Below are 23,479 nucleotides of genomic sequence, written 5' to 3'. Positions count from 1 at the left end.
ACCCGCATGACCGCCCCCGCCGACCTCGTCCTCCGCGGCGGCCCCGTGCACACGCTCGCACCGGACCGCCCCGAGGCCACGGCGGTCGCCGTCCGCGGCGGCCGGATCGTCGCCGTCGGCGCGGACGCCGACGTCCGGCCCCTGACCGGCCCCGCCACCGAGGTCGTCGACCTGGCCGGCCGTGCCCTGCTCCCAGGCTTCCAGGACGCCCACGTGCACCCCGTCCTGGCCGGCCTCACCATGATCCGGTGCGACCTGCACGACACCCGCGACGCGGACGAGGCGGTCGCGGCCGTCCGCGCGTACGCCGACGCGAACCCGGAGGCGGAGTGGATCAGCGGGGGCGGCTGGTCCATGGAGTGGTTCCCCGGCGGGACCCCCAGCAGGCATCTCCTGGACACGGTGGTGCCCGACCGGCCGGTCCACCTGATCAACCGGGACGGCCACGGCGCCTGGGTCAACACCCGGGCGCTGGAGCTGAGCGGCGTCGGCGCGGACACCCCCGACCCGGCGGACGGGCGCATCGAGCGGGAGCCCGGCGGCGCCCCGCAGGGGACCCTCCACGAGGGCGCGTCGCACCTCGTCGGCCGGCACGTCCCCGAGCCCGGCGAGGAGACGATGCTGCGCGCGCTCCTGGCCGGCCAGCGGCGGCTGCACGCCGCGGGCGTGACCGCCTGGCAGGACGCGATGGTCGATCAGAAGGTGCAGCGCGCCTACCTGGCGGCGGCCGAGTCCGGGCTGCTCACCGCCCGGGTGGTCGGCGCGCTGTGGTGGGACCGCGACAGGGGCGAGGAGCAGATCCCCGAGCTGCTCGCCCGCAGGGGCGAGGCGGGCCGCTTCCGCGCCACCAGCGTCAAGATCATGCAGGACGGCGTGGCGGAGAACTTCACCGCCGCGATGACGTCCCCCTACCTCGACGGGTGCGGGTGCGTGACCGCCAACCGGGGGATCAGCTTCGTCGACCCGGAGGCGCTGCGCCGGCACGTCACCCGCCTGGACGCCGAAGGCTTCCAGGTCCACGTGCACGCCGTCGGGGACCGGGCCGCCCGGGAGGCGCTCGACGCGTTCGAGGCGGCGCGCGCGGCCAACGGCCGCAACGACCACCGCCACCACATCGCCCATCTGCAGGTCGTGCACCCCGACGACGTGCCGCGCTTCGCCGCGCTCGGCGTCACCGCCAACATGCAGCCGCTGTGGGCGGCCCACGAGCCGCAGATGGACGAGCTGACCATCCCGTTCCTCGGCCCCGAACGGGCGGCCTGGCAGTACCCGTTCGCCGCCCTCCTCCGCGCCGGCGCCCCGCTCGCGGCGGGCAGCGACTGGCCGGTCAGCAGCCCGGACCCGTTCCTCGGCCTGCACGTCGCCGTCAACCGCACGCCTCCCGGCGAGAGCGCCGAGGCGTTCCTGCCGGAACAGCGGCTGAGCCTGACCGCCGCGCTGGTCGCCTACACGGCCGGCACCGCCAGGGTGAACCACCTGGACACCCGGACCGGCACCATCGAGAGAGGCAAGCTCGCCGACCTGGTGGTCACCGACCGCGACCCGTACGCGATCCCGCCCGGAGAGCTCGCCGGGACGTCAGTGCTGGCCACCTACGTCGAAGGCGAGCGCGTCCACACGCACCGGGCCTTCTGAGGCGGCGGCTCACGCAACCGGGGCCGCCCCCGTGTGGGAGGCGGCCCCGGGTGCCGGGCAGGGCCCGGGTCAGGAGACGTTCTTGATCTGGCCGCCCTCGACGACCCACCTGAGGTTGGAGGAGGGGTTGGAGCAGTCGTGCCACAGGTACGCCGGCACCTTGATCCTGGAGTCGTCGCCGCCGCTGTCCAGGCAGTAGCCGGTGGCGACGTTCCTGATCTGGCCGTCCTCGACGACCCAGCGCAGGTTCGGCGACGAGTTGGAGCAGTCGCCCCACAGGTACGCGGGCACCCTCGCCCGCGACGAGTCGCCGCCGCTGTCCAGGCAGTAGCCGGTGGCGACGTTCCTGATCTGGCCGTCCTCGACGACCCAGCGCAGGTTCGGCGACGAGTTGGAGCAGTCGCCCCACAGGTAGGCGGGCACCTTGATGCGGGAGCTGTTGCCGCCGCTGTCCAGGCAGTACCCGGTGGCCTCCCTGGCCCGGTCGGGGGCCGTGGCGGCGGACGCCGTTCCGGCCGCCGCCGCGGCGACGGCGAGACCGGCCGCGGCCGCCGACGCCACCCGGACCACCTGACGGAGAGTGATCATCGCGTGTGTGTTCCTTCCACGTCACGAAGGGGAGCCGCCCGGCTCCCCGGCGTGATCACTCTCCCCGGTGCGGGGTCCCTCGGCCCGTACCGCCGGGCGCGGGCCGGTTAAAGGTCGCGCCAAGACGACCGTCCTCACCGCTGCCTCGGCTTCAGACCCGCTCCCCCCGGCCTCCGCCCCTCCCTTCGCGCGGCGGCCTCCGAGCCCGGGTCAGGCGGCGGAGGACAGGGCCGCGAACTCCTCGTCGGACAGCTCGATGCGGGCCGCCTCCATGTTCTCCTCCAGGTGCGCCACCTTGGACGTCCCCGGGATCGGCAGCATCACCGGCGAGCGGCGCAGCAGCCAGGCCAGCGCGAGCTGCGCCGGGGTGGCGCCGCGGCCCTCGGCCGCCTTCTCCAGCGGCCCGCCCGGCCGGGCCAGCTTGCCCGTCGCGATGGGGAACCACGGGATGAACCCGATGCCCTCCCGCTCGGCGTGCTCCAGGACGTCCTCGGCGCGGCGGTCGGCCAGGTTGTACAGGTTCTGCACGGACACGATCGGGGTGATCCGCCTGGCCTGCTCGATCTGCGCGACCGTCACCTCCGACAGGCCGATGTGCCGGATCTTGCCTTCCTCCCGCAGCAACGCCAGCTCGCCGAGCTGGTCCTCCAGCGGCACCTTCGGGTCGATGCGGTGCAACTGGTACAGGTCGATGCGGTCGAGGCCCAGGTGGCGCAGGCTCAGCTCGGTCTGCTGGCGCAGGTACTCGGGCCGCCCCACGGGCCGCCAGTCGTTCGGGCCGGAGCGGGTCAGGCCGCCCTTCGTCGCGATCACCAGGTCCTCGGGGTACGGGTGCAGCGCCTCGCGGATCAGCCGCTCGCTCACGAACGGCCCGTACGAGTCGGCGGTGTCGATGAGGTTCACGCCCAGCTCGACGGCCCGGCGCAGCACCCGGACGGCCTCGCCGGGGTCCTTCGGCTCGCCCCAGACGCCGGGCCCTGTCAGCTGCATGGCGCCGTAGCCGAGCCGGTTGACGGTCAGGTCGCCGCCCAGCGTGAACGTCCCGGAGGAGTCCGCGGGGCGGGAGGCAGACTGTGTGCTCATACGGCCATCCTCGCAGGACGGCCACGACGACCTGGGGAGACGCCCCCGGGAAGGCCCTCGGGGGCGGTCTCGGGACGGCCTCGATGACGGTCTCGGGACGGCTTCGGGACGGCTTCGGGACGGCGGAGCCCCCGGCGCGCGTGTGGCGCCGGGAGCTCCGACCTGGCCCTCGCGAATCGGGCCTTCGACGTCGCGCACCCCGCCGGGCGGCCTCCGGCTTCGCGGAGGTCAGCCGGCCTTCGACTTCGCGTACTCGGCGGCGCCGCCGGCGAAGTCGAAGACCACGGCCTGCTCGTCACCGACCACCCAGGCGTCGTGCCCCGGCGGGCAGACGAAGACCTCACCCGGGCCCACCTCGGCCTCGGTGCCGTCGTCCATGCGCAGACGCAACCGGCCCCGCAGGACGTACCCGCTGTGGTGCACCTCGCAGGAGCCGGTGCCGGCGATCGGCCTGATCGACTCGGACCAGCGCCACCCCGGCTCGAAGGTGGCCACGCCGAAGGTCAGGCCGCTGAGGTTGCACACCTCCAGGTGCCCCATGGGGAAGTCGCGACGCTCGTCCGGCTTGTCCACGCTCTTGACCTCGATCATGACGTCCCCCTTCCGTCAGCCCCAGTCTCGCACCGGCCATACAGCCCAACAAGGGCATATATCGGGATAAAGCCTCCAGCGCGCTACCGGTCCTGCCGCCAGGCCGCGACCGCTCCCGGGCCGTACACGCACAGGTCCGGCGCCGACTCCAGCGCCCGCTCCTCACCACCCGGCGTGTACGTCACGATCAGCCGCAGCGGCCGCCACCCCGCGTTGAACGTCGAGTGGAACGCCCCCGCCGGGATGTGCACCGCGTCGCCCTCCCGGATCGGGAACGGCTCGCCGTCGTCCACCGTCTGCGTGCCCTCGCCCGAGATCACATAGATGACCTCCTCGGCCGCCGGATGGCGGTGCCGCTCGTGCCCCCGCCCCGGGTTCACGATCACCTCCCCCAGCGTGCTCCCCGCCCCGGGCACGACCGACGGCGTCACGAACCACTTGATCGACCCCCAGTCGAACGCCATCGTCTCCACCGCGTCCGGCCGTACACGCATGTCCCGCCCCTCTCGTCCAGCGGCCCAGAAGGCCCTCTCACACGTCCAGCGCCTTGAAGGCGCGCACCTGCTCCGTGATCGCCCGCTCCGTCGGCAGCCGCTCCACCGACGAGGCCCCGAAGAAGCCCACCACCCCCTCCGTGCGCTCCAGCACGTACGCCGCGTCCGACGGCTCGGCGATCGGCCCGCCGTGGCACAGCACCAGGACGTCCGGCCGCACCTCGGCCGCCGCGTCACGCATCTCCTGCACCCGCTCGACCGCCTCGTCCAGGCTGAGGGCCGTGCCCGCCCCGATGCTCCCCTTCGTGGTGAGCCCGACGTGCGGCACCAGCACGTCCGCGCCGGCCTCCGCCATCGCGCGCGCCTGGCCGGCGTCGAACACGTACGGGGCCGTCACGAGGTCGCGCTCGGCGGCGAGCCGGACCATCTCCACCTCCAGCGCGAACCCCATCCCCGTCTCCTCCAGGTTCTGCCGGAACACGCCGTCGTACAGGCCGACGGTCGGGAAGTTCTGCACCCCCGCGAACCCCATGGCCTTGAGCTGGTCGAGGAAGCGCGGCATGACCCGGAACGGGTCGGTGCCGCACACGCCCGCGAGCACCGGGGTGTCCCGCACCACCGGCAGCACCTCGCCCGCCATCTCCACCACGATCTGGTTCGCGTCGCCGTACGGCAGCAGCCCCGCCAGCGAGCCCCGGCCCGCCATCCGGTACCGGCCCGAGTTGTAGATGATGATCAGATCGACGCCGCCCGCCTCCGCGCACTTGGCCGACAGGCCCGTGCCCGCGCCCGCGCCGATCACCGGCCGCCCCGCCTGCACGGTCGCCCGCAGCCTCGCCAGCACGTCCTGCCTGTTCACCGCATACCTCCAGAGATCATCTGATGCAACCGCTCCGCCATCGCCCGGCCGAACGCCGGGTCGTTGATGTGCAGATCGAGGTCCTCCACCGCCACCGCCGAGCCGCGCAGCCCCTCGGTCATCGCCGTGAAGCAGGCCGCGTCCGCCTTCGCGTCCTCGAACGCGCCGTCCGGCGCGTCCAGCGCGGACACCCCGCGGCGCGGCACGAACAGCGCGGCGGGGCCGCGCGCCTCCCGCAGCTTCGCCGCCACCCGGCGTCCCAGTTCGGCCATCTCGTCCTCGGTCGTCCGCATCAGCGTGACCGTGGGGTTGTGAACGTACAGCAGCCGCGACGCGAAAGGCGGCGGCACGCTGGCGCGCGGGCCGAAGTTCACCATGTCGAGCGCGCCCGGCGCCACGACCTGCGGCACCCCGTGCGCGCCGGCGGCGGTCAGCCGGTCGGGTCCCGCCGACAGCACGCCGCCCACCAGGTCGTCGGCCAGCTCGGTCGTGGTCAGGTCGAGCACGCCCGCCAGCATGCCCCCGGCCGCCAGCCCTTCCAGCGCCCTGCCGCCCGAGCCCGTCGCGTGGAACACCAGCACCTCGTAGCCGAGCTCCTCCAGCCGTTCCCTGGCCGCGTCCACGGCCGGCGTCGTCACGCCGAACATCGACGCCGCCACCAGCGGCCGGTCTCCCTCTCCCCCGGCCGGCGGGGCGGAGACCATCCCGGCGACCGCCGCCGCCGCGTTGCCGAGGATCACCCGAGACAGGCGGTTGATCCCCGCGATGTCCACGACGCTGTACATCAGCGTCACGTCCTTCGCCCCGACGTACGGCGACACGTCGCCCGACGCCATGGTCGAGACGATCAGCTTCGGCACGCCGACGGGCAGGTCGCGCACGGCCCGCGCCGCGATCGACGAGCCGCCGCTGCCGCCGACCGCCAGCACGCCGTCCAGACGGCCCTCGGCCCGCAGCCGCGCCAGCACCGCCGCCGCGCCCTCGCCCATCGCCGTCACCGCCGCGCCGCGGTCACCCGCCGCGCGCAGCGCCGCCACGTCCGCGCCCGCGGCCCGCGCCACCTCGTCGTTGCCGACGTCGGCGCCCGCACGCGGCTCCCCCACCCCGGCGTCGACGAGCACCACGTCGCACCCCAGCTCGCGCAGCCTGTCGCGCAGCCACGCGTACTCCAGGCCCTTGGTGTCGAGCGTCCCGACCAGCACCACCGTCGCCATCACCACTCCTCACCGCTCCGCGATCGCCTTACGATCATCGGCACGCACGGCGCCGGACGCAACGACCCCACCCCCGCACCAGCGCGCCCGCCCGGCGCGATGCCAGGCCAGGCGCCGCCTGCTCCTAGCCGGCGGTCGCCCGGAGCGCGCCGCCGGCGGGAGTCCGGCTCCGAGGCGGGTTCAAGGTGGTCCACGACGCGGTGAGGGCGGCGCGGAAGACCTCGGCCTGCTCGGCGGAGAGGGCGGAGACCATATGGTGCTCGAGCGCGGCGACGGCCTCGGCGTAGGCGCCGAGGAGCGCGCGGCCCTCGTCGGTGAGGTAGATCAGCAGTTCGCGCTTGTTGCCGGGGTTGACGGCGCGGCGGATGAGGTGGCGCCGGTCGAGGGCGTGGATCAGATCGGCCATGGCCTGGGGGGTGACGAAGGAGTCGCGGGCGAGCTGGGCGGCGGTGATGCCATCGCGGTGTTCGAGGACGGTGAGCGCTGTGTACTGCGGCGTCGTCACGCCGGAGCCGCGCAGCATCTCGTCCAGCCGCGCCCTGATCGCCAGTTCGAGCCGTTTGACGGCGTACAGCAGTGACGGGGTGGGGCGGGGCGGGGCGCTGGCCATGGTCAACAGTATGCCAGCGCGGCTATTGACAGGAACCCTGATGATGGCTCAGCCTTCTTCATCAGGTTGCCTGTCAATTGGAGAGTCGTGAGCCACTCCTGCCCTGATCTCCCCGCGTCCCTCGCGCTGGAGCGCCACGGTGACACCGCGGTCCTGCTGCTGAACCGGCCGGCCAAGCGCAACGCGCTGGACGACGCCACGATCATCGCGCTCGGCGCCTTCTTCGCCGCCCCGCCCGCGTGGGCGAGGGCCGTGGTGCTCGCCGCCGAGGGCGCGCACTTCTCCGCGGGCCTCGACCTCGGCGAGCTCACCGACCGTGACGCCGTCGGCGGCCTGCACCACTCACGCATGTGGCACGAGGCGTTCGGCCGGATCGAACACGGTCCCCTGCCGGTGATCGCGGTCCTGAAGGGCGCCGTCGTCGGCGGCGGCCTCGAACTGGCGACGGCCGCGCACCTGCGCGTCGCCGAGGACTCCGCGTTCTTCGCGCTCCCCGAGGGCGAGCGCGGGCTCTTCGTGGGCGGCGGCGCCTCGGTCCGCGTGTCCCGGCTCATCGGCGTCCAGCGGATGACCGACATGATGCTCACAGGAAGGGTGCTGTCGGCCGCGGAAGGCGAGGCCCGCGGCCTGGTCGACTACCGGGTCGCCGAGGGCGAGGGGATCGCCAAGGCCCTCGACCTCGCCGAGCGCGTCGCCGGGAACCCGCCGATCGCCACCTACGCCGTCCTGCGCGCCCTGCCGCGCATCGCGGACGCGGGCCCCGAGACGGGGCTGCTCCTGGAATCGCTCATGGCCGCCGTGGCGCAGAGCAGCGCCGAGGCGAAATCCCGGATGCGGGACTTCCTCGGCGGCCGCGCGGCCAAGATCGACCGAGCGGGAGCCGCCCGATGAGCGCTCCCCTGCCCCCCGCAGAACCGATGTACCTGCCCGACCCCGGGCAGGTCGCGCGGGCCCGCGCGACGGACTTCATCGGCTGGCTCGCCCGCGAACGCGGCGTGACCGTGCCCACCTGGGACGACCTGCGGAACTGGTCGGTCACCGGCATCGAGGACTTCTGGGCATGCGTGTGGGCCTACTTCGAGGTCAAGGCCCGCACGCCGTACGAGACCGTCCTGACCGGACGGACGATGCCCGGCGCGCGCTGGTTCCCCGGCGCGACCCTGAACTACGCCGAGCACTGCTTCGGCGAGCCGCGGGACGCCGGCCGGGTCGCGGTCGTCGGTCATTCCCAGACCCGCCCGCGCGTCGAGCTCACCTTCGCCGAACTCGCCGAGCAGGTCCGGCGCGTCCGGGCCGGACTGCGGCGGCTCGGAGTGGAGCGGGGCACCCGGGTGGTCGCCTACCTGCCGAACTGCCCGGAGGCCCTGATCGCGTTCCTGGCCACGGCCAGCCTCGGCGGGATCTGGGCGAGCTGCGCTCCCGAGTTCGCCGCCCCCGCCGTGGTGGACCGCTTCGGCCAGGTCGAGCCGACGGTCCTGCTGGCGGTGGCGGGCTACACCTACGGGGACAAGGAGATCGACCGGCGCGCGCAGGTCCAGGCGATCCGGGAGGGCATCCCGTCGCTGGAGCACGTCGTGCACGTGCCCTACGGCGGGCTCGACCTCGCGGACGCCGTCCCGTGGCCGGAGCTCGCCGCACCGGCCGAGGAGGCGCTGGAGTTCGAGCCGGTCCCCTTCGACCACCCGCTGTACGTGCTGTTCTCCTCCGGCACGACGGGCAGGCCGAAGGCCATCGTGCACGGACACGGCGGGATCCTCCTGGAGCACCTGAAGAACCACGCGTTCCACTGGGACCTGGGCCCCGGTGACAGGCTGCTGTGGTTCACCACGACGGCGTGGATGATGTGGAACACGCTCGTGTCCGCGCTGCTGGTCCGCTCCTCGATCGTGATGATCGACGGCAACCCGCTCCACCCCGACCTGCGCGCGCAGTGGCGGCTCGCCGAGGAGACCGGCGCCACCCTCATGGGCGCCAGCCCCGGCTACCTGATGGCGTGCCGCAAGGAAGGGGTGCGGCCGGGCGAGGAGTTCGACCTGTCCCGGCTCCGGCAGCTCGGCGTCGCCGGCAGCCCCTTCCCCGCCGAGGGTTTCCGGTGGGTGGCCGAGCAGTTCGGCTCCCGGGTCCTGCTGAACGTCGGCAGCGGCGGCACCGACGTCTGCACCGGCCTCGTCCAGGGATCTCCCCTTCAGCCCGTGTGGGAGGGGGAGATGTCCGGGCCGAGCCTCGGGGTGGACGCCAGGGCGTTCGACGAGCACGGGAGGACGGTCGTGGGCGACGTCGGCGAACTCGTCATCGCCGCGCCGATGCCGTCGATGCCGGTGCGCCTGTGGGGCGACGACGACGGCCGCCGGATGCGCGACACCTACTTCAGCCACCACCCGGGCGTCTTCCGGTTCGGCGACTGGTGCCGCTTCTCCCCCCGCGGTTCCTGCCTCATCAGCGGCCGGTCCGACGCCACGCTCAACCGCGGCGGGGTCCGGCTGGGCACCGCCGAGTTCTACCGGGCCCTGCAGGACGTCCCCGAGGTCGCCGACAGCCTCGTCGTCCACCTGGAGAGCGAGGACGGCGGCATGGGCGAGCTGATCCTGTTCGTCACCCTCGCCGACGGGCTCGCCCTCGACGACGCGTTACGCGCCCGCCTGATCGCGCGCATCAGGGACACGCTGTCCCCCCGGCACGTGCCCGACGCCGTCATGGCCGTCCCCGCGATGCCCTACGGACGGACCGGGAAGAAGCTCGAAGTCCCCGTCAAGAAGATCCTGCTGGGCGCCGACCCCCACGAGGTCGCCTCGGCGGGCTCCCTCATGGAGCCGGCGGCGCTCGACGCGTTCGCCGCCCTCGCCCGCGAGCGCGCGAGGGAGGCGCGGTGACGGCGGCGACCCCGGAAGCGGCGGGGACGGCGGTGAAGGCGGGAGCGGCGGGGACGGCGGTGAACGCGGGAGCCGCGCCGGTCGCCGTCATCGGCGCCGGCGTCATCGGCGCCGGGTGGGCGGCGCTGTTCCTCGCCCGCGGCCTCGACGTCACCGCCTTCGACCCCGCTCCCGGCGCGGAGGAACGACTGCGGGCCCGGATCGACCTGGCCTGGCCCGCGCTCACCCGGCTCGGGCTCCGCGACGGCTCCTCCCGCGACCGGCTCACCTTCGCCGCGACCGCGGGCGACGCCGTCGCCGGGGCCCGGTTCGTCCAGGAGAGCGGGCCGGAGCGCCCCGGCCTCAAACGGACGCTGCTCGCCGCGCTCGACGAGGCCGCCCCGGCGGGCGTCCCGATCGCGAGCAGTTCCTCCGGGCTCCAGCCCAGCCTGCTGCAGGAGATGTGCCCCAGGCACCCCGAACGGGTGCTCGTCGGGCATCCCTTCAACCCCGCCTACCTGATCCCGCTGGTGGAGGTGGTGCCCGGCGAGCGCACCGACCCCGGCGTCGTCCGGCAGACGATGGACTTCTACTCCCGCGCCGGCAAGCGGCCGGTGCTCGTGCGGCAGGAGGTCCCAGGGCACCTCGCCAACCGGCTCCAGGCCGCCCTGTGGCGGGAGGCGTACTCGCTGGTGGAGCGGGGAGTCGCGACCGTCGCCGACATCGACGCCGCCGTCGCGCACGGCCCCGGCCTGCGCTGGGCCCTGCTCGGCCCGCTGGTCAACCAGCACCTCTCGGGCGGACCCGGCGGGATGGCGCACACCCTGGAGCATCTCGGTCCCCCCGCCCAGGCCTGGATGGACGACCTCGGCACGCCGCGCCTGACACCCGAACTGGCCGGCCTGCTCGTCGGCGGCGTGAACGCCGAACTCGACGGCATCGACCAGGACGCCATGGTCGCCGACCGTGACGCGCTGCTCGTCGGCCTGCTGGAGGCCAAGAGCCGGCACCACGCCCTTCCCTGACGCTCCGAGGAGGAACGATGACCTACACCCCGCGCATCGACCCGGACGCCATCGTCGCCCTGGACGTCCACACCCACATCGAGGCCGACCACCACGGCCGCCTCTCGCTCGACGCCGAGCTGATGGCGGCCTCGGCCCGGTACTTCAGAGCCGGTCAGGACCGCACCCCGACCATCGACCGCGTCGCCGCCCACTACCGCGAGCGGAACATGGCCGCGGTCGTCTTCACCGTGGACGCCTCCACCGAACTCGGCCACCCCGCCCTGTCCAGCGAGGAGATCGCCTGTCAGGCGGCCGAGCACGCCGACGTCCTCATTCCCTTCGGTTCCGTGGACCCACGGCGCGGCGAGGCCGCCGTCGCCCAGGCCAGGCGCCTCGTGCGGGACTTCGGCGTGCTCGGCTTCAAGTTCCACCCGAGCCTGCAGGGCTTCGCACCGAACGACCCCGCCCACTACCCGCTCTGGCAGGCGCTGGAGGACCTCGGCAGCGTCGCGCTCTTCCACACCGGCCAGACCGGTATCGGCGCGGGCCTGCCCGGCGGCCGGGGCATCAAGCTCCGCTACTCCGACCCGATGCTGCTCGACGACGTCGCCGCCGACTTCCCCGGCCTCACGATGATCCTCGCGCACCCGTCCGTCCCGTGGGTCGACGCCTCCCTCTCCATCGCCGGCCACAAGTCCAACGTCTACCTCGACCTGTCCGGCTGGTCGCCGAAGTACTTCCCTCCGCAGCTCGTCCGGCAGGCCGCCGGGCCCCTGCGCCACAAGGTCCTGTTCGGCTCCGACTACCCCCTCCTCACCCCCGACCGCTGGATGGCGGACTTCGCCGCCCTGGACGTCAAGGAGGAGGCCAGGCCGCTCATCTACAAGGAGAACGCCCTGCGCGTCCTCGGCCTGAGAAAGGAGCCCCTGTGACCGCGCCGGCCGAGGCCGGCTCCGGCGCCGCCCGCGCGCCGGGGCACGGATTGCGGGGCGAGCCCCGGCGCTGACCTCGGCGGGCGACGGGCAGGGCGATCCCGGGCGCACCGCCCGGGATCACCTAGCAGTAACGCGCGGGCGCGACGCGGTCCATCACGTTGCCGTACCTGCCGTAGTAGTTGGAGCTGTAGTCGCCGGCGGACGCGCGCCGCACCGAGTGCCACCGCCACTCGGTGTCGGCGGTGTCGACGAAGCACGCCCCGGTCGTCGCGACGAACGAGCCCACGTGGTCGGCGTGCACCGACCCGATGAACACGTTGCCCTGGCCCTCCCACCAGGTGAACACCTGCCCCGTGTAGTTGGGGCCCGTCCAGAGGCAGACGTGCGCGTGGCACGGCGGGGCCGCGGCGGCGGCGGCCGGCGCGGCGGGCAGCGCGAGCCCGCCCGCCACCAGGGCCGACGCGAGCAGAAGGTAGGGGGATCTCACGGCGGAGACTCCTCTCGCTCGAGAACATGACGCCCACACGATAAGCGGTGGGTGATCGAATGACCACGGAAAGTAATACCGATATGGCCTGCGCAGCCACCGCCCTGACCAGGGCAAACGCCCCCACCCACCACTTTCCGCCCCTCGGCCGGGCCGCCGGGCGCCCCGAGGTCAGGTTCCGGCGTCGGCGGACGCGGCCACCACGGCGTCCGTCCGCATGCCCAGGTGGTCGTGGCCCGTGACCGTGCAGAGCAGCGTCAGGCGGGTGCCGGGGACGGCGGTGAATCTCAGCGTGAACGTCCCGCCCGGGGGCAGGACCGGGGTGGCCGCAGACACGCCGGGGCCGGTCACGACGAGGTCGTGGGCGGTGCTGCCCGCGTTCGTGACGTGCAGCTCGACGGGTCCGGGGGCGAACACGGAGGCGCCGAGTCCGACGCGCCACTCGGTGAGCCCGACCTCGGCGTGGGAGACCGCCGGACCTCGGGCGACGACGGAGCGCCCGGTGGGCGCAGCGGCGGGCCCGACGGCGCCGCACGCCGAGGCGAGCATGAGCGTGGCAGGCGCGATGACGGTCCACCTCATCGGGGCGCTCCACCTCATCGGGGGTTTCCCTCCAGGAGACGGCGTACTTCGGGGACGGCCGGATGCCCCTCGGGCGCGAGGGACAGGAACCGGGCGAGCGTGCGCCTGCCGGCGGGAGGGTCCGCGGTCAGCTCGGCCGTGCCCAGCACGAGGAGCAGGTCGGGGTCGTCCGGGTGGCGGGCCCGCAGGGGGCGCAGCAGGGTGACGGCCTCGGCGGCCCGCCCGGCCTTGACCAGGGCGAAGCCGAGCAGGTAACGCGGTGCGCGGTCGTCGGGACGCAGAGCCGCGGCGGCCTCGAACGCGAGCACCGCCTGCTCCGCGTCCCCCGCCGCCTGCAGGGCACGCCCCCGGGCCAGATAGCCGCCCGCATCCGGCTGACGGGCGTCGTCCCGGGCCGGGTCGGCGGGCGGGGACGGCGAGGGGCCGCCGGCCAGCGCGGCGGCCAGCACGCCTCCCCCGCAGGCCAGCGACAGCAGTGCCGCCACCCACCCGGCCCCCCGCACCCGACCCCGCGCCCCGCCCCGCGCCTGCCAGGTCGCGTTCTCCGGCTCCTGTGAGCGTTCGGCCGTGGAGTCGCCGTGCCGGGCGGGTGCGGGGGTTGTGGGGCCGGTCGTCGCCGCGGCGCCCCTCGCTCGCCGGAGGCGGCGGGCCAGGGGCAGGCAGCCGGCGGCCAGGACGGCCACCGGCAGTGCCCAGGCCCCCAGCGACAGCCCCTCCGCGGGAGGCGACCGCAGGATCCAGGGGCCGTAACGTTCCTGGAAGTAGTCCCGGATGCGGTCGGCGCTCCATCCGAGGGCGAGCCGGCGGCCGATCTCCGCTCGCATCGCCTGGGCGAGCGGCGACGACGACTCCGCTGCCGACGCGGTCTGGCAGTCGGGACAGCGCAGGGAAGCGGCCACGTCCTGGACCCGTACCGGCGCCGCGGCCTCCTGCTGGGCCGACCGCCACAGCGCCGCGCACGACAGCGCGATCAGCACGGCCAGCCCCACCGCGGCGAGCCTTCCGGCCAGGACGGACCTCACGCCGCTCACCGCGGGTCCAGCAGGGGCAGGACGTGGCGTTCGACCCACTGGGGGGTCATCGGGCCGAGGAGGTGCTGCACGATCGTCCCGTCGCGGTCGACCAGGAAGCTCTCGGGCACGCCGAACGCCCCCAGGTCCAGGGCGAGGCGGCCGTCGGGGTCGGACAGGTGCGGCAGGTCCTGCGCGCCGAACTCCTCGACGAAGCGTCTGGCGGGTTCGAGCCCGTCGCGTACGTCCAGGCCGAGGAAACGGACTCCGCGGGCGGCGAGCCGCGGCGCGGTCTCGACCAGGTAGGGGAACTCCTCCCGGCACGGCCCGCACCAGGAGGCCCAGACGTTCACCACGACGACGTGCCCGCGGAGCCCGGCGAGCGAGACGCGCCGCCCGTCCAGCGTGGCGCCCTCCAGCGCGGGGGCGGGACGCCGCGCGACGGCGACGGAGGCGGCCTCCTCGCCGGTGCGCAGCCCGTGGGCGAGTACCACGGCCAGACCGGGCACCAGCAGGGCCACGCCGATCCAGCCGAGACGCCGCGCCGCGCTCATCCCACCGGCTCCTCGATCCTCGCGCGCGCCGTCCCGCGCCACCCGGACGGCTCCCGCCGCGCCGGTCCGCCGGTCAGGGCGATCAGGCCGCCCAGCGCTACGGTCGTGCCCGCGCCCCAGAGCAGAGCCATGAGCGGGTTGACGGCGAGGCGCAGGACGACCTCGTCCGCCTCCTGGTCCACCTCGGACACCGCCAGGTAGAGGTCGGTGAGCAGCCGGGTGCGGACGGCGGGCCTGGCGACCGCCGATCCCCCCGCCGACGGGTAGAAGACCAGGGACGGGCGCAGGATGTCGATCGCCCGCCCGTCGCGCAGGACGGTCACGCGGGCCGCGACGCTCATCTCGTCGCCCGCGCGCTCCCGGTCCACGCCGTCGAGCCGGACGGTGTACCCGGCGGCCTGCGCGGTCTGGCCGACGCGGAGCCGGGTCTGCAGGGTGGTGGCGTGGGCGGCCGAGGCCGTCACGGCGACGGCGGCCAGGGCGACGCCGGCGTGGGCGAGGAGGCCGCCCAGCCTCCTGCGGCCGCCCGCCCGCAGGAGCGCGGCCGCCCCCCGGTGCCGTACGGAGCCGGCCAGCCGGACGGCGACGGCGGCGAGCGCGAACGCCGCCGTCCCGGACGACACGAGCGGCACGGGCGGTTCGTCGGCGAGGAAGCCAAGCGCGGCGACGACCGCGGCGGCGAGCGCGGCCGGACCCGCCAGCCGGCGTGCCACCGCCCGCGCCCCGGGGCCGCGCCAGCCGGTCAGCGGGGCCACCGCCATCGCGGTGAGCAGCGCCAGCGCCAGGGGAACCGTCATCCGGTCGTAGTAGGGCGGCCCGACGGAGACTCGCTCGCCCCCGACCGCCTGGACGAGGAGGGGGAACAGGGTGCCGAGCAGCACGGTGAAGGCCAGGGCGACCAGCAGTGCCCCGGCCGCCAGCAGGAACGTCTCGCGGGAGAGCGGCGGGAGCCGGTCGGCACGCCGGTGGGGGCCGTCCGCGAGCCGGTCCCAGCCCCACACGAGCAGGCCGCAGGCCGCGACCAGCACCGCGACGAGGACGCCCAGCAGCACGGGCCCCACGGACGACCTGGTGAAGGAGTGGACGCTCGCGACGACCCCGCTGCGGGTGAGGAAGGTGCCGGTGAGCACGAGCAGGAAGGTGGCGACCGCCAGCGCCACGGTCCAGGCCCGCAGGGAGCCGCGGCGGCGGCGGACCATGAGCGCGTGCAGCAGCGCGGTGGCGGTGAACCAGGGGATGATCGAGGCGTTCTCGACGGGGTCCCACTCCCAGTAGCCGCCCCAGCCGAGGACGCCGTACGACCACCAGGCGCCGAGGACGACGCCGGCGGTCAGCGGGACCCACGCGGCCAGCGTCCACCGGCGCATCACCTCGGCGGCCTCCCGTCCTGCCCTGCCGGTGACGAGGGCGGCCAGGCCGTGGGCGAACGGCACGCAGAAGCCGGTGTAGCCGAGGTAGAGCAGCGGCGGGTGCAGGCCCATGAAGGGGTGGCTGCGCAGGAGCGGATCGGGTCCTGGGCCGTCGGCGGGCGGGGGCACGGCCTCGAAGGGGTTGGCCGCGAACAGCGTGAGCGCGAAGAAGCACCCGCACACGACCATGATCACGACCATGGTGACGGGCCTGTCCTGCGTCGCGGGCAGCCTGCGGCTCGCGGCGAAGGCGTGGCCGCAGAGCATCACGAGCCACAGCAGCAGCGAGCCCTCCATCGCCGACCAGAGGCCGGTGACGGTGTAGTACAGGGGGACGTCCCGCCCGCCGTGCTCCGCGACGAACGCGACGGCGAAGTCCCGGGTGATGAGGGCCCATTCGAGCAGGAGGAACGCGGCCACGGCGGAGCACAGCACGCCCGCGGCGGCCAGGGCGGGCCCGCGGCCGGACGGGCGGCGCAGCCACGCGACGGCTCCCGTGGCGGAGGCCGCGAGGCCCGATGCGAGGGCGAGCGTCCCGAGGAGGGGGATCATGGGGCCTGGGCGCGGTACTCGTCGGAGTGCTTCAGCATCAGCCGGTCCGAGTGGAACAGCCCGTCCGCGCCCAGCGAGCCCTCGGCCACCGCGCCCTGCCCGGCGCGGAACAGCGGCGCGCGCTCGCCCCGGTGGACCACGTCGACGCGGGTGACGCCGTCGGTGAGCTGGAAGCGCAGCGTGCCGCCGTCCTCGCGCACGGATCCGGGCAGGACCAGCCCGGCGACGCGGAGCCGGTGCGCGGGATCGGCCGCCCGACCGGCCAGCTCGGTGGGCGTGCGGTAGTAGACGAGGCCCTGCCCCATGCCGGACACGGCCAGGACGCAGAACACGGCGGCCCCGGCCACGACGAGGAGCAGCGGCAGCCTCCGGCGGCCCGCGCCGCCGCGCCGGATCACCGGCACCGCCTGGCCGAGCAGAACGCGTAGAGCACCCAGACGAGCCCGGTGAGCAGGTATCCGGACACCACCCACAGCCAGCCGGTCACCACGCGCTCCCCGCCGGCACGCGCTCCCCGTGGTGCGCGGGCGCCCCCGCGGGGACGCGGACGGGCACGGTCGGGCGGACGTCCAGCGCCCGCACCCTGCGGGTGACCACCCAGGCGCCCGCCAGCAGGAAGGCGACGACGCCCACGGCGAGGGCGGCGAGCATCGGCGGGTCGACCGGCACGGCTCCCGCGGGCCTGAGGACGGACGGCGGCTGGTGCAGCGCGGGCCACCACAGCACGGAGAAGTGCACCACGGGGACGACGCCGAAGCCGGCGATCCCCGTCACCGCCGCCGCGCGGGCCCCCGCGCGCGGGTCGGCGGGCCAGGCCCGCACGCCGAGGCAGGCCAGGTAGACCAGCAGCATGGCGGCCGTGGAGACGATCCGCGGGTCCCACGTCCACCAGACGCCCCACACCGGGCGGCCCCACAGCACGCCCAGCGCCAGGGCCAGGGCGGTCATGCCCGCGCCGAGCTCGGCCGCCGCCCGCGCCAGGCGGTCCCAGAAGGGCGGGCGTCCCAGCAGGTGGGCCGCGCCCGCCGCCAGGACGACGGCGAAGGCGGCGTACGCCGTCCACGCGGCGGGGACGTGGACGTACATGAGGCGCTGGGGCTGTCCCTGGAGGGCGTCGGGCGGCGCGACGGCCAGCCCGAGCACCAGCGCGACCAGCGCGGCGGCCCCCGCACCCGCGCCCAGTGCCCGTTCCGTACGTTCCGGACGTCCCGTGCGTTGCGCCTGTCCGCTCCGCGCGCGCGTGGTCCCGCTGTTCGCCACCTGAGTCCTCCATGTCGTCGCGGCCGGAGCCGCAGCGCCGCTCCCCCAAGCGAAGACCTATACGTCCCGTAGCGGACGTGACGAGGGGATACGACGAAGATGATCGACTCTTTCCCCCGGATTGGGGATGGCCGGGGGGTCGGCCGCGCAAGGTGGCTATCAGGGCATTCACACGCGGAGGAGGCGGGACGAGGTGGTGGCGAGATCCGGGCCGGCACGCGAGCGGAGGCTCGCGCGTGCGCGCCACCGCGCGGCGGGCCGCCGTTCCCCGCTCGTGCTGCTCGTCCTGCTCGTCCTGCCCCTCGCGGCCTCGTGCGGCGAAGGCGGCCAGGGCGGTCAGGGCGGCCCGTCGGCGCTCGCGCCCGCCGGGTTCGGCGCGCGGCGGGTCGCGGGCCTGTGGTGGCTGCTGTTCGGCATCTCGGCGGGCGTCGTCGTCGTGGTCACCGTGCTGCTGCTGTGGGCGCTGGCCCGCCGCCGCGGCCCGGACGTGAAGGTCAGGACGGGGCAGGGGAACCGGCTGGTGGTCGTCCTCGGCGTCGCGGTCCCCGCCGCCATCCTCACCCTGGTCTACGCCGTGGGCCTGCGGGACCTGGAGGCGCTGTCCGACCCGAAGGACCCGGGCGAACTCGTCGTCGAGGTGACGGGCCACCAGTGGTGGTGGGAGGTCCGCTACCCGGAGAACGGCGCGGTGACGGCGAACGAGATCCACGTCCCCGTCGGAAGGACGGTGCACCTGCGGCTGCGGACGGCGGACGTCAACCACAGCTTCTGGGTGCCGCAGCTCGCGCCGAAGACCGACCTGGTGGCGGGCCGGGTGAACGACATGTGGGTGCGCGCGGAGCGTCCCGGCGCCTACCGGGGGCAGTGCGCCGAGTACTGCGGCACCCAGCACGCCCGCATGGCGTTCGAGGTGGTGGCGCAGCGCCCGGAGGAGTTCGCGTCGTGGCTGGCGGGACAGGCGCGTCCCGCGCCGCCCCCGGCGGACGCGCGGGCGGCGGCCGGGCGGAAGGTGCTGGAGTCGTCCTCGTGCGCCTCCTGCCACACGGTACGCGGCACCTCCGCCGCCGGACGGGTCGGGCCGGACCTCACCCACCTGGCCGGGCGGCGCTACCTCGGCGCGGGGACCGTCCCCAACACGCCGGGCTGGCTCGGCGGCTGGATCTCCGACTCGCAGACCGTCAAGCCGGGCAACCTCATGCCGCCGCAGCCGCTCGGCCCCGTCGAGCTGCGCGCGCTCATCGCCTACCTCGAGACGCTGCACTAGGAGAACGCCGTGGACATCGAGGTGGACGACAAGGTGGACGACGAGGTGGACGACGAGGTGGACAGGCGCGGCGTCCCGCACGCCGAGGCGGCGAACGACGCGGCCGAACGGCTGGCCGGCGCCCGGGTCGCGGCGAGATGGCCGGAGTCGCACGGGCTGCGCGGCTGGTTCACGACCGTGGACCACAAACGCATCGGGCGCCGCTACATGGTGACGGCCGCGCTGTACTTCGTCCTGGCCGGGCTGGACGCCCTCGTCATGCGCACCCAGCTCGCCGTGCCCGACGCGAAGGTCGTCTCCCCCGCCGCGTACGACCAGCTCTTCACCGTGCACGGCACCGCCATGATCTTCCTGTTCGCCACCCCGATGCTGTTCGGGTTCGGCAACTTCCTGTTCCCGCTCATGCTGGGCACCCGCGACATGGCCTTCCCCCGGCTCAACGCCTTCGGCTACTGGGTCTTCGCGGCGGCGGGCGTGCTCATGTTCTCCAGCCTGCTGTTCCGCGCCGCGCCGAACGGCGGGTGGTTCGCGTACGTGCCGCTCACCGGGCCGGCCTACTCCCCCGGCGCCAACCTCGACGTCTACAGCCTCGGCCTGCTGTTCCTCGGCGTGTCCACGACCGCCGGCGCGATCAACTTCATCTCGACGGCGCTGAAGCTGCGCGCCCCCGGCATGGCGCTGAACCGGGTGCCGGTGTTCGTGTGGGCGCTGGTCGTGACGTCGTTCATGGTGGTGTTCGCGCTGCCGCCGCTCAACGTGGCCAACGCCCTGCTGTTCCTGGACCGGCGCTTCGGCACGAAGTTCTTCCAGCCCGCCGGCGGCGGCGACGCGGTGCTCTGGCAGCACCTGTTCTGGCTGTTCGGCCACCCCGACGTGTACATCATCGTGCTGCCCGCGCTCGGCATCGTCTCGGCCGTGGTGCCGGTGTTCGCCAGGCGGCCGATCGCCGCCTACAACCTCATCGTGCTGGCCACCGTCGCCACCGGGATCATCAGCTTCGGCGTGTGGGTGCACCACATGTTCGCGGTCGGGCTGCCGCAGCTCTCGCTGACCTTCTTCTCGGCCGCCAGCATCGTCATCACGATCCCGGCCGGCATCCAGATGTTCTCCTGGCTGGCGACGCTGCTCATGGGCCGCCTGGTCGTGGGCGTGCCGCTGATGTGGGTGGCGGGCTTCATCGTGCTGTTCGTGCTCGGCGGGGTCACCGGGGTCATGTTCGCCGTCGTGGCGTTCGACCAGCAGGTCACCGACTCGTACTTCGTCGTCGCGCACTTCCACTACGTCCTGGTCGGCGGGGCGGTCTTCCCGATCGTGGCCGGGTTGTTCCACTGGTGGCCGAAGTTCACCGGGCGCATGACCAGCGAACGGGCGGGGCGCTGGTCCTTCTGGACCAGCTTCGCCGGGTTCAACCTCGCCTTCTTCCCCATGCACGTCAGCGGGCTGCTCGGCATGCCCCGGCGGGTCTACACCTTCTCCTCCGGACTGGGGTGGGACGCGTGGAACCTGCTGTCCACCGTGGGCGCGTACGTCTTCGGCGTGGGGCTGCTCATCGCGCTGGGCACGTTCGTCCACAGCCTGCGCCGCGGCCGCCCCGCTCCGCCCGACCCGTGGGGCGGCGACACGCTGGAGTGGGCGACGGCCAGCCCGCCGAAACCGTACAACTTCGCGGTCGTGCCGGCCGTGCACAGCCTGCACCCGCTGTGGGACCGCCGCAGCCTCGCCTCCTTCACCGAGGGCGGCCGGGCCGAGGACCGCGTGCTGGCCGGCGGGCACGAGGTGCTGCGCACCACGGAGCTGGACGGCGAGGCGGAACGCGCGCTGGAGATGCCGGAGGACAGCGTGGTGCCCCTGGTCGCCGCGGCGACCCTGTTCGTCGCCGTGCTGGCGCTGCTGCTGGGAGGCGGGGCGGTGGCCGTGGTCGCCGCCGCCGTGTTCGCCGTGACGATCGCGTGGTGGCTCTGGCCGTGGGACCGCCCGTCAGGGGGCCGTACGGGGCCTGAGGAACGGGAACCCGCCGCGGCGGGCGGGACGGGAGGAGGCCCGGCATGACCTCCGCCGGCCGGACGATCGGCGCGGCGACCACGCCGCAGGCCCTCGCCAGCCCCGCGTTCGGGCACACGCCCGCGTGGTGGGGCATGGTGCTGTTCGTGGCGACCGAGGCCACCATCTTCGCCTGCCTGCTCGCCTCGTACTTCTACATCAGGTTCACCACCGCCGGCGTCTGGCCGCCCGACGGCATCGACAAGCCGGAACTGGCCAAACCCCTGATCATGACCGCGGTGCTGCTGTCCAGCAGCGGGCCGATGCTCTGGGCCGACTGGGCGGTCCGCAAGGGCCACCAGGGCAGGTTCAGGCTGGCGCTCGCGCTCACCCTGCTGCTGGGCGCCGCGTTCCTGGTCCTGCAGGGCACCGAGTACCACACCAAGCTGGAGCAGTACACCTGGACGCGGGACGCGTACGCCTCCCTGTTCTACGTGATCACCGGCTTCCACGGCACCCACGTCGCCGTGGGGCTGGCCATGCTCGCCTTCACCGTCGCCGGGGCGTTCAGGGGCAAGTTCACCCGCAGACGCCACGAACGCGTACGCCTCGTCGGCTTCTACTGGCACTTCATCGACGCGGTGTGGCTCGCGATCCTGTTCACCGTCTACCTCAGCCCGCACCTGTGAGGCCCGCGTGAGTCGTCAGACCGGATCCACGTCGCGCACCGAGCAGGACGTCCCCGAGCCGGCACGCCGGATCGGGCGGTGGCTGCTGGCGTTCGCCGTCCTCGGCGGCGTCGCGGCCTGGGCCGTCCACCTCGTGGTCGCCTGGGGGGTGGTCGAGCTGGCCTGCGCCCGAGGGCACACCGACGTCGCCGGCGTCCCGCTGAAGGCGGTGGTCGCGGTCGCCACCGCCGTTCCCGCGCTCGTCGCGGCGGCGGCGCTGCTGACCTGCTGGCGGCTGTGGAGCAGGCACCTACGCGACGACGGCGACCGCAGGATCGGCCGCGCGCGGTTCCTCGCGCACCTCGGGCTCTGGCTCGACGGCCTCGCCGTCCTCATGATCGTCTTCGGGGCGGTGGCCGTGGTGGTGTTCCCGCCGTGCTGAGCGCTGTACCGAGCGCCGTGCCGAGCGCCGTGCCGAACGCCGTGCCGAACGCCGTGCCGAACGTCATACCGGGCGGGGTGCTGAGCGGCGTCCTCGCCCATGGCGGCGGCACGTACGGCCTCTCGCCCGACATGGCGGGCCTGGTGGCCGCCATCGCCCTGGCCACGGCCGCGTACCTGGCCGGGCTGCGGCGGCTGGGAGGCCGCGCGGGCGGCAGAGCGGGAGACAGGGCGGGAGACAGGGCGGGAGGCAGGGCCGGAGCCGCGTCGCGGGGCGCGCGCAGGCTGGGACGGGCCAGGGTCGCCTCCTTCGCCGCCGGGCTGCTCGCGATGGCCGTCGCCCTGCTCCCGCCGCTGGACCACCTCGCGGACGAACGGTTCGCCGCCCACATGCTCCAGCACATGGTGCTCATCGCGGTGGCCGCGCCCCTGCTGGCGCTCGGCGCGCCCGAACTGGTCGTCCCGCTGGCGCTGCCCAGGCGGTGGAGGCGGCGGCTCGTCCTCGCCCGGCACGCGCTGCGGCCGGTGCCGGTCGTGCGCTGGCTCATGCTCCCCGTGACCGCCTGGCTCGCGCACATCACCGTGCTGTGGTTCTGGCACCTGCCCGGACCGTACGACCTCGCGCTGCGCTCCGAGCCCGTCCACGTGGCCGAGCACCTCGCCTTCCTCGGCACGGCCTGGCTGCTGTGGTGGCACGTCGTCACCCCCGGCAGGAGCAGGCTGGGCGGGCCGGCGGCGATGCTCTACATGTTCGTCACGATGCTGCCCAGCGCCGCGCTGGGCGCGGTGCTCACCCTCGCGCCCGCCCCCCTGTTCCCCGCACAGGCCGCGGAGGTGACCGAGTCCGGCGGCGACCCCCTGTTCGACCAGCAGCTCGCCGGCCTGGTCATGTGGGTGCCCGCCGACCTGGTCTACCTCGGCGCGTTCATCGCCCTCTTCCTCACCTGGACGCGGACGGGGCGGCGCGACGGCCGCCGCGCGGACCAGGCGGAGGAGGTCCTGGCCGCACCGGACGAGGAGGTGCTGCGATGAGCCGCAGGCACGCGGCCGCCCTGCTGGCCGTCACGCTCGCCGGTCTGGCGGGCTGCGCGCAGACGACCAGGCCGCCCGGTCAGGTGCCGGGCGGCGACGCCGAACGCGGCCGGACCCTGATCGCCCACTACGGCTGCGCCTCCTGCCACACCGTGCCCGGCGTCCGCGGGGCGGACGGGCTCGTCGGCCCGCCCCTCACCTCCTTCGGCGAGCGGAGCTACATCGCCGGCGAGCTGGTGAACAACGGTCAGAACCTGCAGCGGTGGATCCGCGACCCGCAGTCCGTCGAGCCGGGCACCGCCATGCCGAAGCTCGGCGTCACCGCCGAGGACGCCCGCGACATCGCCGCCTACCTGCTCAGCCTGGAGTGACGGG

The 23,479-nt window shown here is 74.5% G+C and carries 25 protein-coding genes; 11 read left to right on the top strand and 14 right to left on the bottom strand.

Translation table 11 applies throughout. The annotated features are described in order from the left end of the window. Positions 1-6: 6 nt before the first annotated feature. A complete protein-coding gene (locus tag BMX74_RS03285; protein WP_091098169.1) occupies positions 7-1,635 on the top strand; it encodes an amidohydrolase in 1,629 nt (542 codons plus the stop codon). A gap of 69 nt (positions 1,636-1,704) precedes the next feature. Here the strand turns inward: BMX74_RS03285 and BMX74_RS03280 are convergent, their stop codons facing one another. The 7 genes from BMX74_RS03280 to BMX74_RS03250 form a co-directional block, all read right to left on the bottom strand. After that, on the bottom strand, positions 1,705-2,223 hold the full coding sequence (locus BMX74_RS03280) for an RICIN domain-containing protein (RefSeq protein ID WP_091098167.1): 519 nt from the start codon (positions 2,221-2,223) through the stop codon (positions 1,705-1,707). Between the two features lie 210 nt (positions 2,224-2,433). Continuing rightward, complete coding sequence (locus BMX74_RS03275; protein WP_055501552.1) at positions 2,434-3,306, bottom strand: aldo/keto reductase; 873 nt, start codon at positions 3,304-3,306, stop codon at positions 2,434-2,436. A 228-nt stretch (positions 3,307-3,534) separates the two neighbouring features. Then, positions 3,535-3,897 (bottom strand): cupin domain-containing protein, encoded by a 363-nt coding sequence (locus tag BMX74_RS03270; RefSeq protein ID WP_091098165.1) that lies wholly within the window; start codon positions 3,895-3,897, stop codon positions 3,535-3,537. Positions 3,898-3,980: 83 nt separating this feature from the next. Further along, on the bottom strand, positions 3,981-4,391 hold the full coding sequence (locus tag BMX74_RS03265; RefSeq protein ID WP_091098163.1) for a cupin domain-containing protein: 411 nt from the start codon (positions 4,389-4,391) through the stop codon (positions 3,981-3,983). A 37-nt stretch (positions 4,392-4,428) separates the two neighbouring features. Continuing rightward, entirely contained in the window at positions 4,429-5,250 is an 822-nt protein-coding gene (locus BMX74_RS03260) for a phosphoenolpyruvate hydrolase family protein (protein WP_055501549.1), read from the bottom strand. Further along, complete coding sequence (locus BMX74_RS03255; protein WP_091098160.1) at positions 5,247-6,464, bottom strand: Tm-1-like ATP-binding domain-containing protein; 1,218 nt, start codon at positions 6,462-6,464, stop codon at positions 5,247-5,249. The genes BMX74_RS03260 and BMX74_RS03255 overlap by 4 nt, the downstream gene beginning before the upstream one ends. A 124-nt stretch (positions 6,465-6,588) precedes the next feature. Next, the gene (locus BMX74_RS03250) at positions 6,589-7,074 is read right to left on the bottom strand and encodes a MarR family winged helix-turn-helix transcriptional regulator (protein WP_091098158.1); all 486 of its coding nucleotides are present in this window, start codon (positions 7,072-7,074) and stop codon (positions 6,589-6,591) included. 87 nt (positions 7,075-7,161) lie between these two features. On the opposite strand from BMX74_RS03250, the gene BMX74_RS03245 reads away from it, so the two are divergent. From BMX74_RS03245 to BMX74_RS03230, 4 genes are read left to right on the top strand one after another with little or no spacing between them, the layout of a single operon-like run. After that, positions 7,162-7,965, top strand: coding sequence for a crotonase/enoyl-CoA hydratase family protein (locus tag BMX74_RS03245; RefSeq protein WP_091098157.1), 804 nt, complete (start codon positions 7,162-7,164; stop codon positions 7,963-7,965). Then, entirely contained in the window at positions 7,962-9,944 is a 1,983-nt protein-coding gene (locus BMX74_RS03240) for an acetoacetate--CoA ligase (RefSeq protein ID WP_082534625.1), read from the top strand. Before BMX74_RS03245 ends, BMX74_RS03240 begins: the two co-directional genes overlap by 4 nt. Continuing rightward, the gene (locus BMX74_RS03235; protein ID WP_256256755.1) at positions 9,941-10,948 is read left to right on the top strand and encodes a 3-hydroxyacyl-CoA dehydrogenase NAD-binding domain-containing protein; all 1,008 of its coding nucleotides are present in this window, start codon (positions 9,941-9,943) and stop codon (positions 10,946-10,948) included. The genes BMX74_RS03240 and BMX74_RS03235 overlap by 4 nt, the downstream gene beginning before the upstream one ends. Positions 10,949-10,965: 17 nt before the next feature. Continuing rightward, entirely contained in the window at positions 10,966-11,862 is an 897-nt protein-coding gene (locus BMX74_RS03230; RefSeq protein ID WP_143078538.1) for an amidohydrolase family protein, read from the top strand. Between the two features lie 124 nt (positions 11,863-11,986). On the opposite strand, the gene BMX74_RS03225 is transcribed toward BMX74_RS03230, so the two are convergent. The 7 genes from BMX74_RS03225 to ccsA all read right to left on the bottom strand — a co-directional run bounded on the left by BMX74_RS03225 (position 11,987) and on the right by ccsA (position 17,719). Further along, positions 11,987-12,352 (bottom strand): peptidase inhibitor family I36 protein, encoded by a 366-nt coding sequence (locus BMX74_RS03225; RefSeq protein WP_055501542.1) that lies wholly within the window; start codon positions 12,350-12,352, stop codon positions 11,987-11,989. A 171-nt stretch (positions 12,353-12,523) separates the two neighbouring features. Continuing rightward, a complete protein-coding gene (locus tag BMX74_RS03220) occupies positions 12,524-12,934 on the bottom strand; it encodes a cupredoxin domain-containing protein (protein WP_055501541.1) in 411 nt (136 codons plus the stop codon). A gap of 14 nt (positions 12,935-12,948) precedes the next feature. Continuing rightward, positions 12,949-13,956: a cytochrome c-type biogenesis protein CcmH gene (locus BMX74_RS03215; protein ID WP_177227193.1), complete on the bottom strand. Its 1,008-nt coding sequence runs from the start codon at positions 13,954-13,956 to the stop codon at positions 12,949-12,951. A gap of 5 nt (positions 13,957-13,961) precedes the next feature. Then, the gene (locus BMX74_RS03210; protein WP_055501539.1) at positions 13,962-14,498 is read right to left on the bottom strand and encodes a TlpA family protein disulfide reductase; all 537 of its coding nucleotides are present in this window, start codon (positions 14,496-14,498) and stop codon (positions 13,962-13,964) included. Beyond that, complete coding sequence (locus BMX74_RS03205; protein ID WP_091098151.1) at positions 14,495-16,459, bottom strand: heme lyase CcmF/NrfE family subunit; 1,965 nt, start codon at positions 16,457-16,459, stop codon at positions 14,495-14,497. The genes BMX74_RS03210 and BMX74_RS03205 overlap by 4 nt, the downstream gene beginning before the upstream one ends. Next, a complete protein-coding gene (locus BMX74_RS03200) occupies positions 16,456-16,863 on the bottom strand; it encodes a cytochrome c maturation protein CcmE (RefSeq protein ID WP_177227191.1) in 408 nt (135 codons plus the stop codon). Before BMX74_RS03200 ends, BMX74_RS03205 begins: the two co-directional genes overlap by 4 nt. A gap of 79 nt (positions 16,864-16,942) precedes the next feature. Continuing rightward, the gene (gene ccsA, locus BMX74_RS03195; protein WP_218153856.1) at positions 16,943-17,719 is read right to left on the bottom strand and encodes a cytochrome c biogenesis protein CcsA; all 777 of its coding nucleotides are present in this window, start codon (positions 17,717-17,719) and stop codon (positions 16,943-16,945) included. A gap of 193 nt (positions 17,720-17,912) precedes the next feature. On the opposite strand from ccsA, the gene coxB reads away from it, so the two are divergent. From coxB to BMX74_RS03165, 6 genes are read left to right on the top strand one after another with little or no spacing between them, the layout of a single operon-like run. Then, positions 17,913-18,983 (top strand): cytochrome c oxidase subunit II, encoded by a 1,071-nt coding sequence (coxB, locus tag BMX74_RS03190; protein ID WP_177227190.1) that lies wholly within the window; start codon positions 17,913-17,915, stop codon positions 18,981-18,983. 9 nt (positions 18,984-18,992) lie between these two features. Next, the gene (ctaD, locus tag BMX74_RS03185; protein WP_091098145.1) at positions 18,993-21,032 is read left to right on the top strand and encodes a cytochrome c oxidase subunit I; all 2,040 of its coding nucleotides are present in this window, start codon (positions 18,993-18,995) and stop codon (positions 21,030-21,032) included. Further along, positions 21,029-21,652 (top strand): cytochrome c oxidase subunit 3, encoded by a 624-nt coding sequence (locus BMX74_RS03180; protein ID WP_091098142.1) that lies wholly within the window; start codon positions 21,029-21,031, stop codon positions 21,650-21,652. Before ctaD ends, BMX74_RS03180 begins: the two co-directional genes overlap by 4 nt. A 7-nt stretch (positions 21,653-21,659) precedes the next feature. Then, positions 21,660-22,073, top strand: a complete 414-nt coding sequence (locus BMX74_RS03175) for a hypothetical protein (RefSeq protein WP_091098139.1) — start codon at positions 21,660-21,662, stop codon at positions 22,071-22,073. Continuing rightward, positions 22,067-23,104, top strand: coding sequence for a cytochrome c oxidase assembly protein (locus tag BMX74_RS03170; RefSeq protein WP_143078536.1), 1,038 nt, complete (start codon positions 22,067-22,069; stop codon positions 23,102-23,104). Before BMX74_RS03175 ends, BMX74_RS03170 begins: the two co-directional genes overlap by 7 nt. After that, positions 23,101-23,475, top strand: coding sequence for a c-type cytochrome (locus BMX74_RS03165; RefSeq protein ID WP_055501531.1), 375 nt, complete (start codon positions 23,101-23,103; stop codon positions 23,473-23,475). Before BMX74_RS03170 ends, BMX74_RS03165 begins: the two co-directional genes overlap by 4 nt. Positions 23,476-23,479 lie beyond the last annotated feature (4 nt).

It is taken from the genome of Nonomuraea pusilla (assembly GCF_900109355.1).
Lineage (GTDB): Bacteria > Actinomycetota > Actinomycetes > Streptosporangiales > Streptosporangiaceae > Nonomuraea > Nonomuraea pusilla.
Note: the sequence above shows the minus strand (reverse complement) of the source record. Positions and strands in the feature narration are given on the sequence as shown.

Bases quoted from the DNA above. Each gene is read 5' to 3' on its own strand.
- BMX74_RS03275 (WP_055501552.1), bottom strand. From the start codon at position 3,306: ATGAGCACACAGTCTGCCTCCCGCCCCGCGGACTCCTCCGGGACGTTC.
- BMX74_RS03285 (WP_091098169.1), top strand. From the start codon at position 7: ATGACCGCCCCCGCCGACCTCGTCCTCCGCGGCGGCCCCGTGCACACG.
- BMX74_RS03205 (WP_091098151.1), bottom strand. From the start codon at position 16,459: ATGATCCCCCTCCTCGGGACGCTCGCCCTCGCATCGGGCCTCGCGGCC.
- BMX74_RS03180 (WP_091098142.1), top strand. From the start codon at position 21,029: ATGACCTCCGCCGGCCGGACGATCGGCGCGGCGACCACGCCGCAGGCC.
- BMX74_RS03270 (WP_091098165.1), bottom strand. From the start codon at position 3,897: ATGATCGAGGTCAAGAGCGTGGACAAGCCGGACGAGCGTCGCGACTTC.
- BMX74_RS03250 (WP_091098158.1), bottom strand. From the start codon at position 7,074: ATGGCCAGCGCCCCGCCCCGCCCCACCCCGTCACTGCTGTACGCCGTC.
- BMX74_RS03220 (WP_055501541.1), bottom strand. From the start codon at position 12,934: ATGAGGTGGACCGTCATCGCGCCTGCCACGCTCATGCTCGCCTCGGCG.
- BMX74_RS03255 (WP_091098160.1), bottom strand. From the start codon at position 6,464: ATGGCGACGGTGGTGCTGGTCGGGACGCTCGACACCAAGGGCCTGGAG.
- BMX74_RS03210 (WP_055501539.1), bottom strand. From the start codon at position 14,498: ATGAGCGCGGCGCGGCGTCTCGGCTGGATCGGCGTGGCCCTGCTGGTG.
- BMX74_RS03265 (WP_091098163.1), bottom strand. From the start codon at position 4,391: ATGCGTGTACGGCCGGACGCGGTGGAGACGATGGCGTTCGACTGGGGG.
- BMX74_RS03165 (WP_055501531.1), top strand. From the start codon at position 23,101: ATGAGCCGCAGGCACGCGGCCGCCCTGCTGGCCGTCACGCTCGCCGGT.
- BMX74_RS03230 (WP_143078538.1), top strand. From the start codon at position 10,966: ATGACCTACACCCCGCGCATCGACCCGGACGCCATCGTCGCCCTGGAC.
- BMX74_RS03240 (WP_082534625.1), top strand. From the start codon at position 7,962: ATGAGCGCTCCCCTGCCCCCCGCAGAACCGATGTACCTGCCCGACCCC.
- BMX74_RS03280 (WP_091098167.1), bottom strand. From the start codon at position 2,223: ATGATCACTCTCCGTCAGGTGGTCCGGGTGGCGTCGGCGGCCGCGGCC.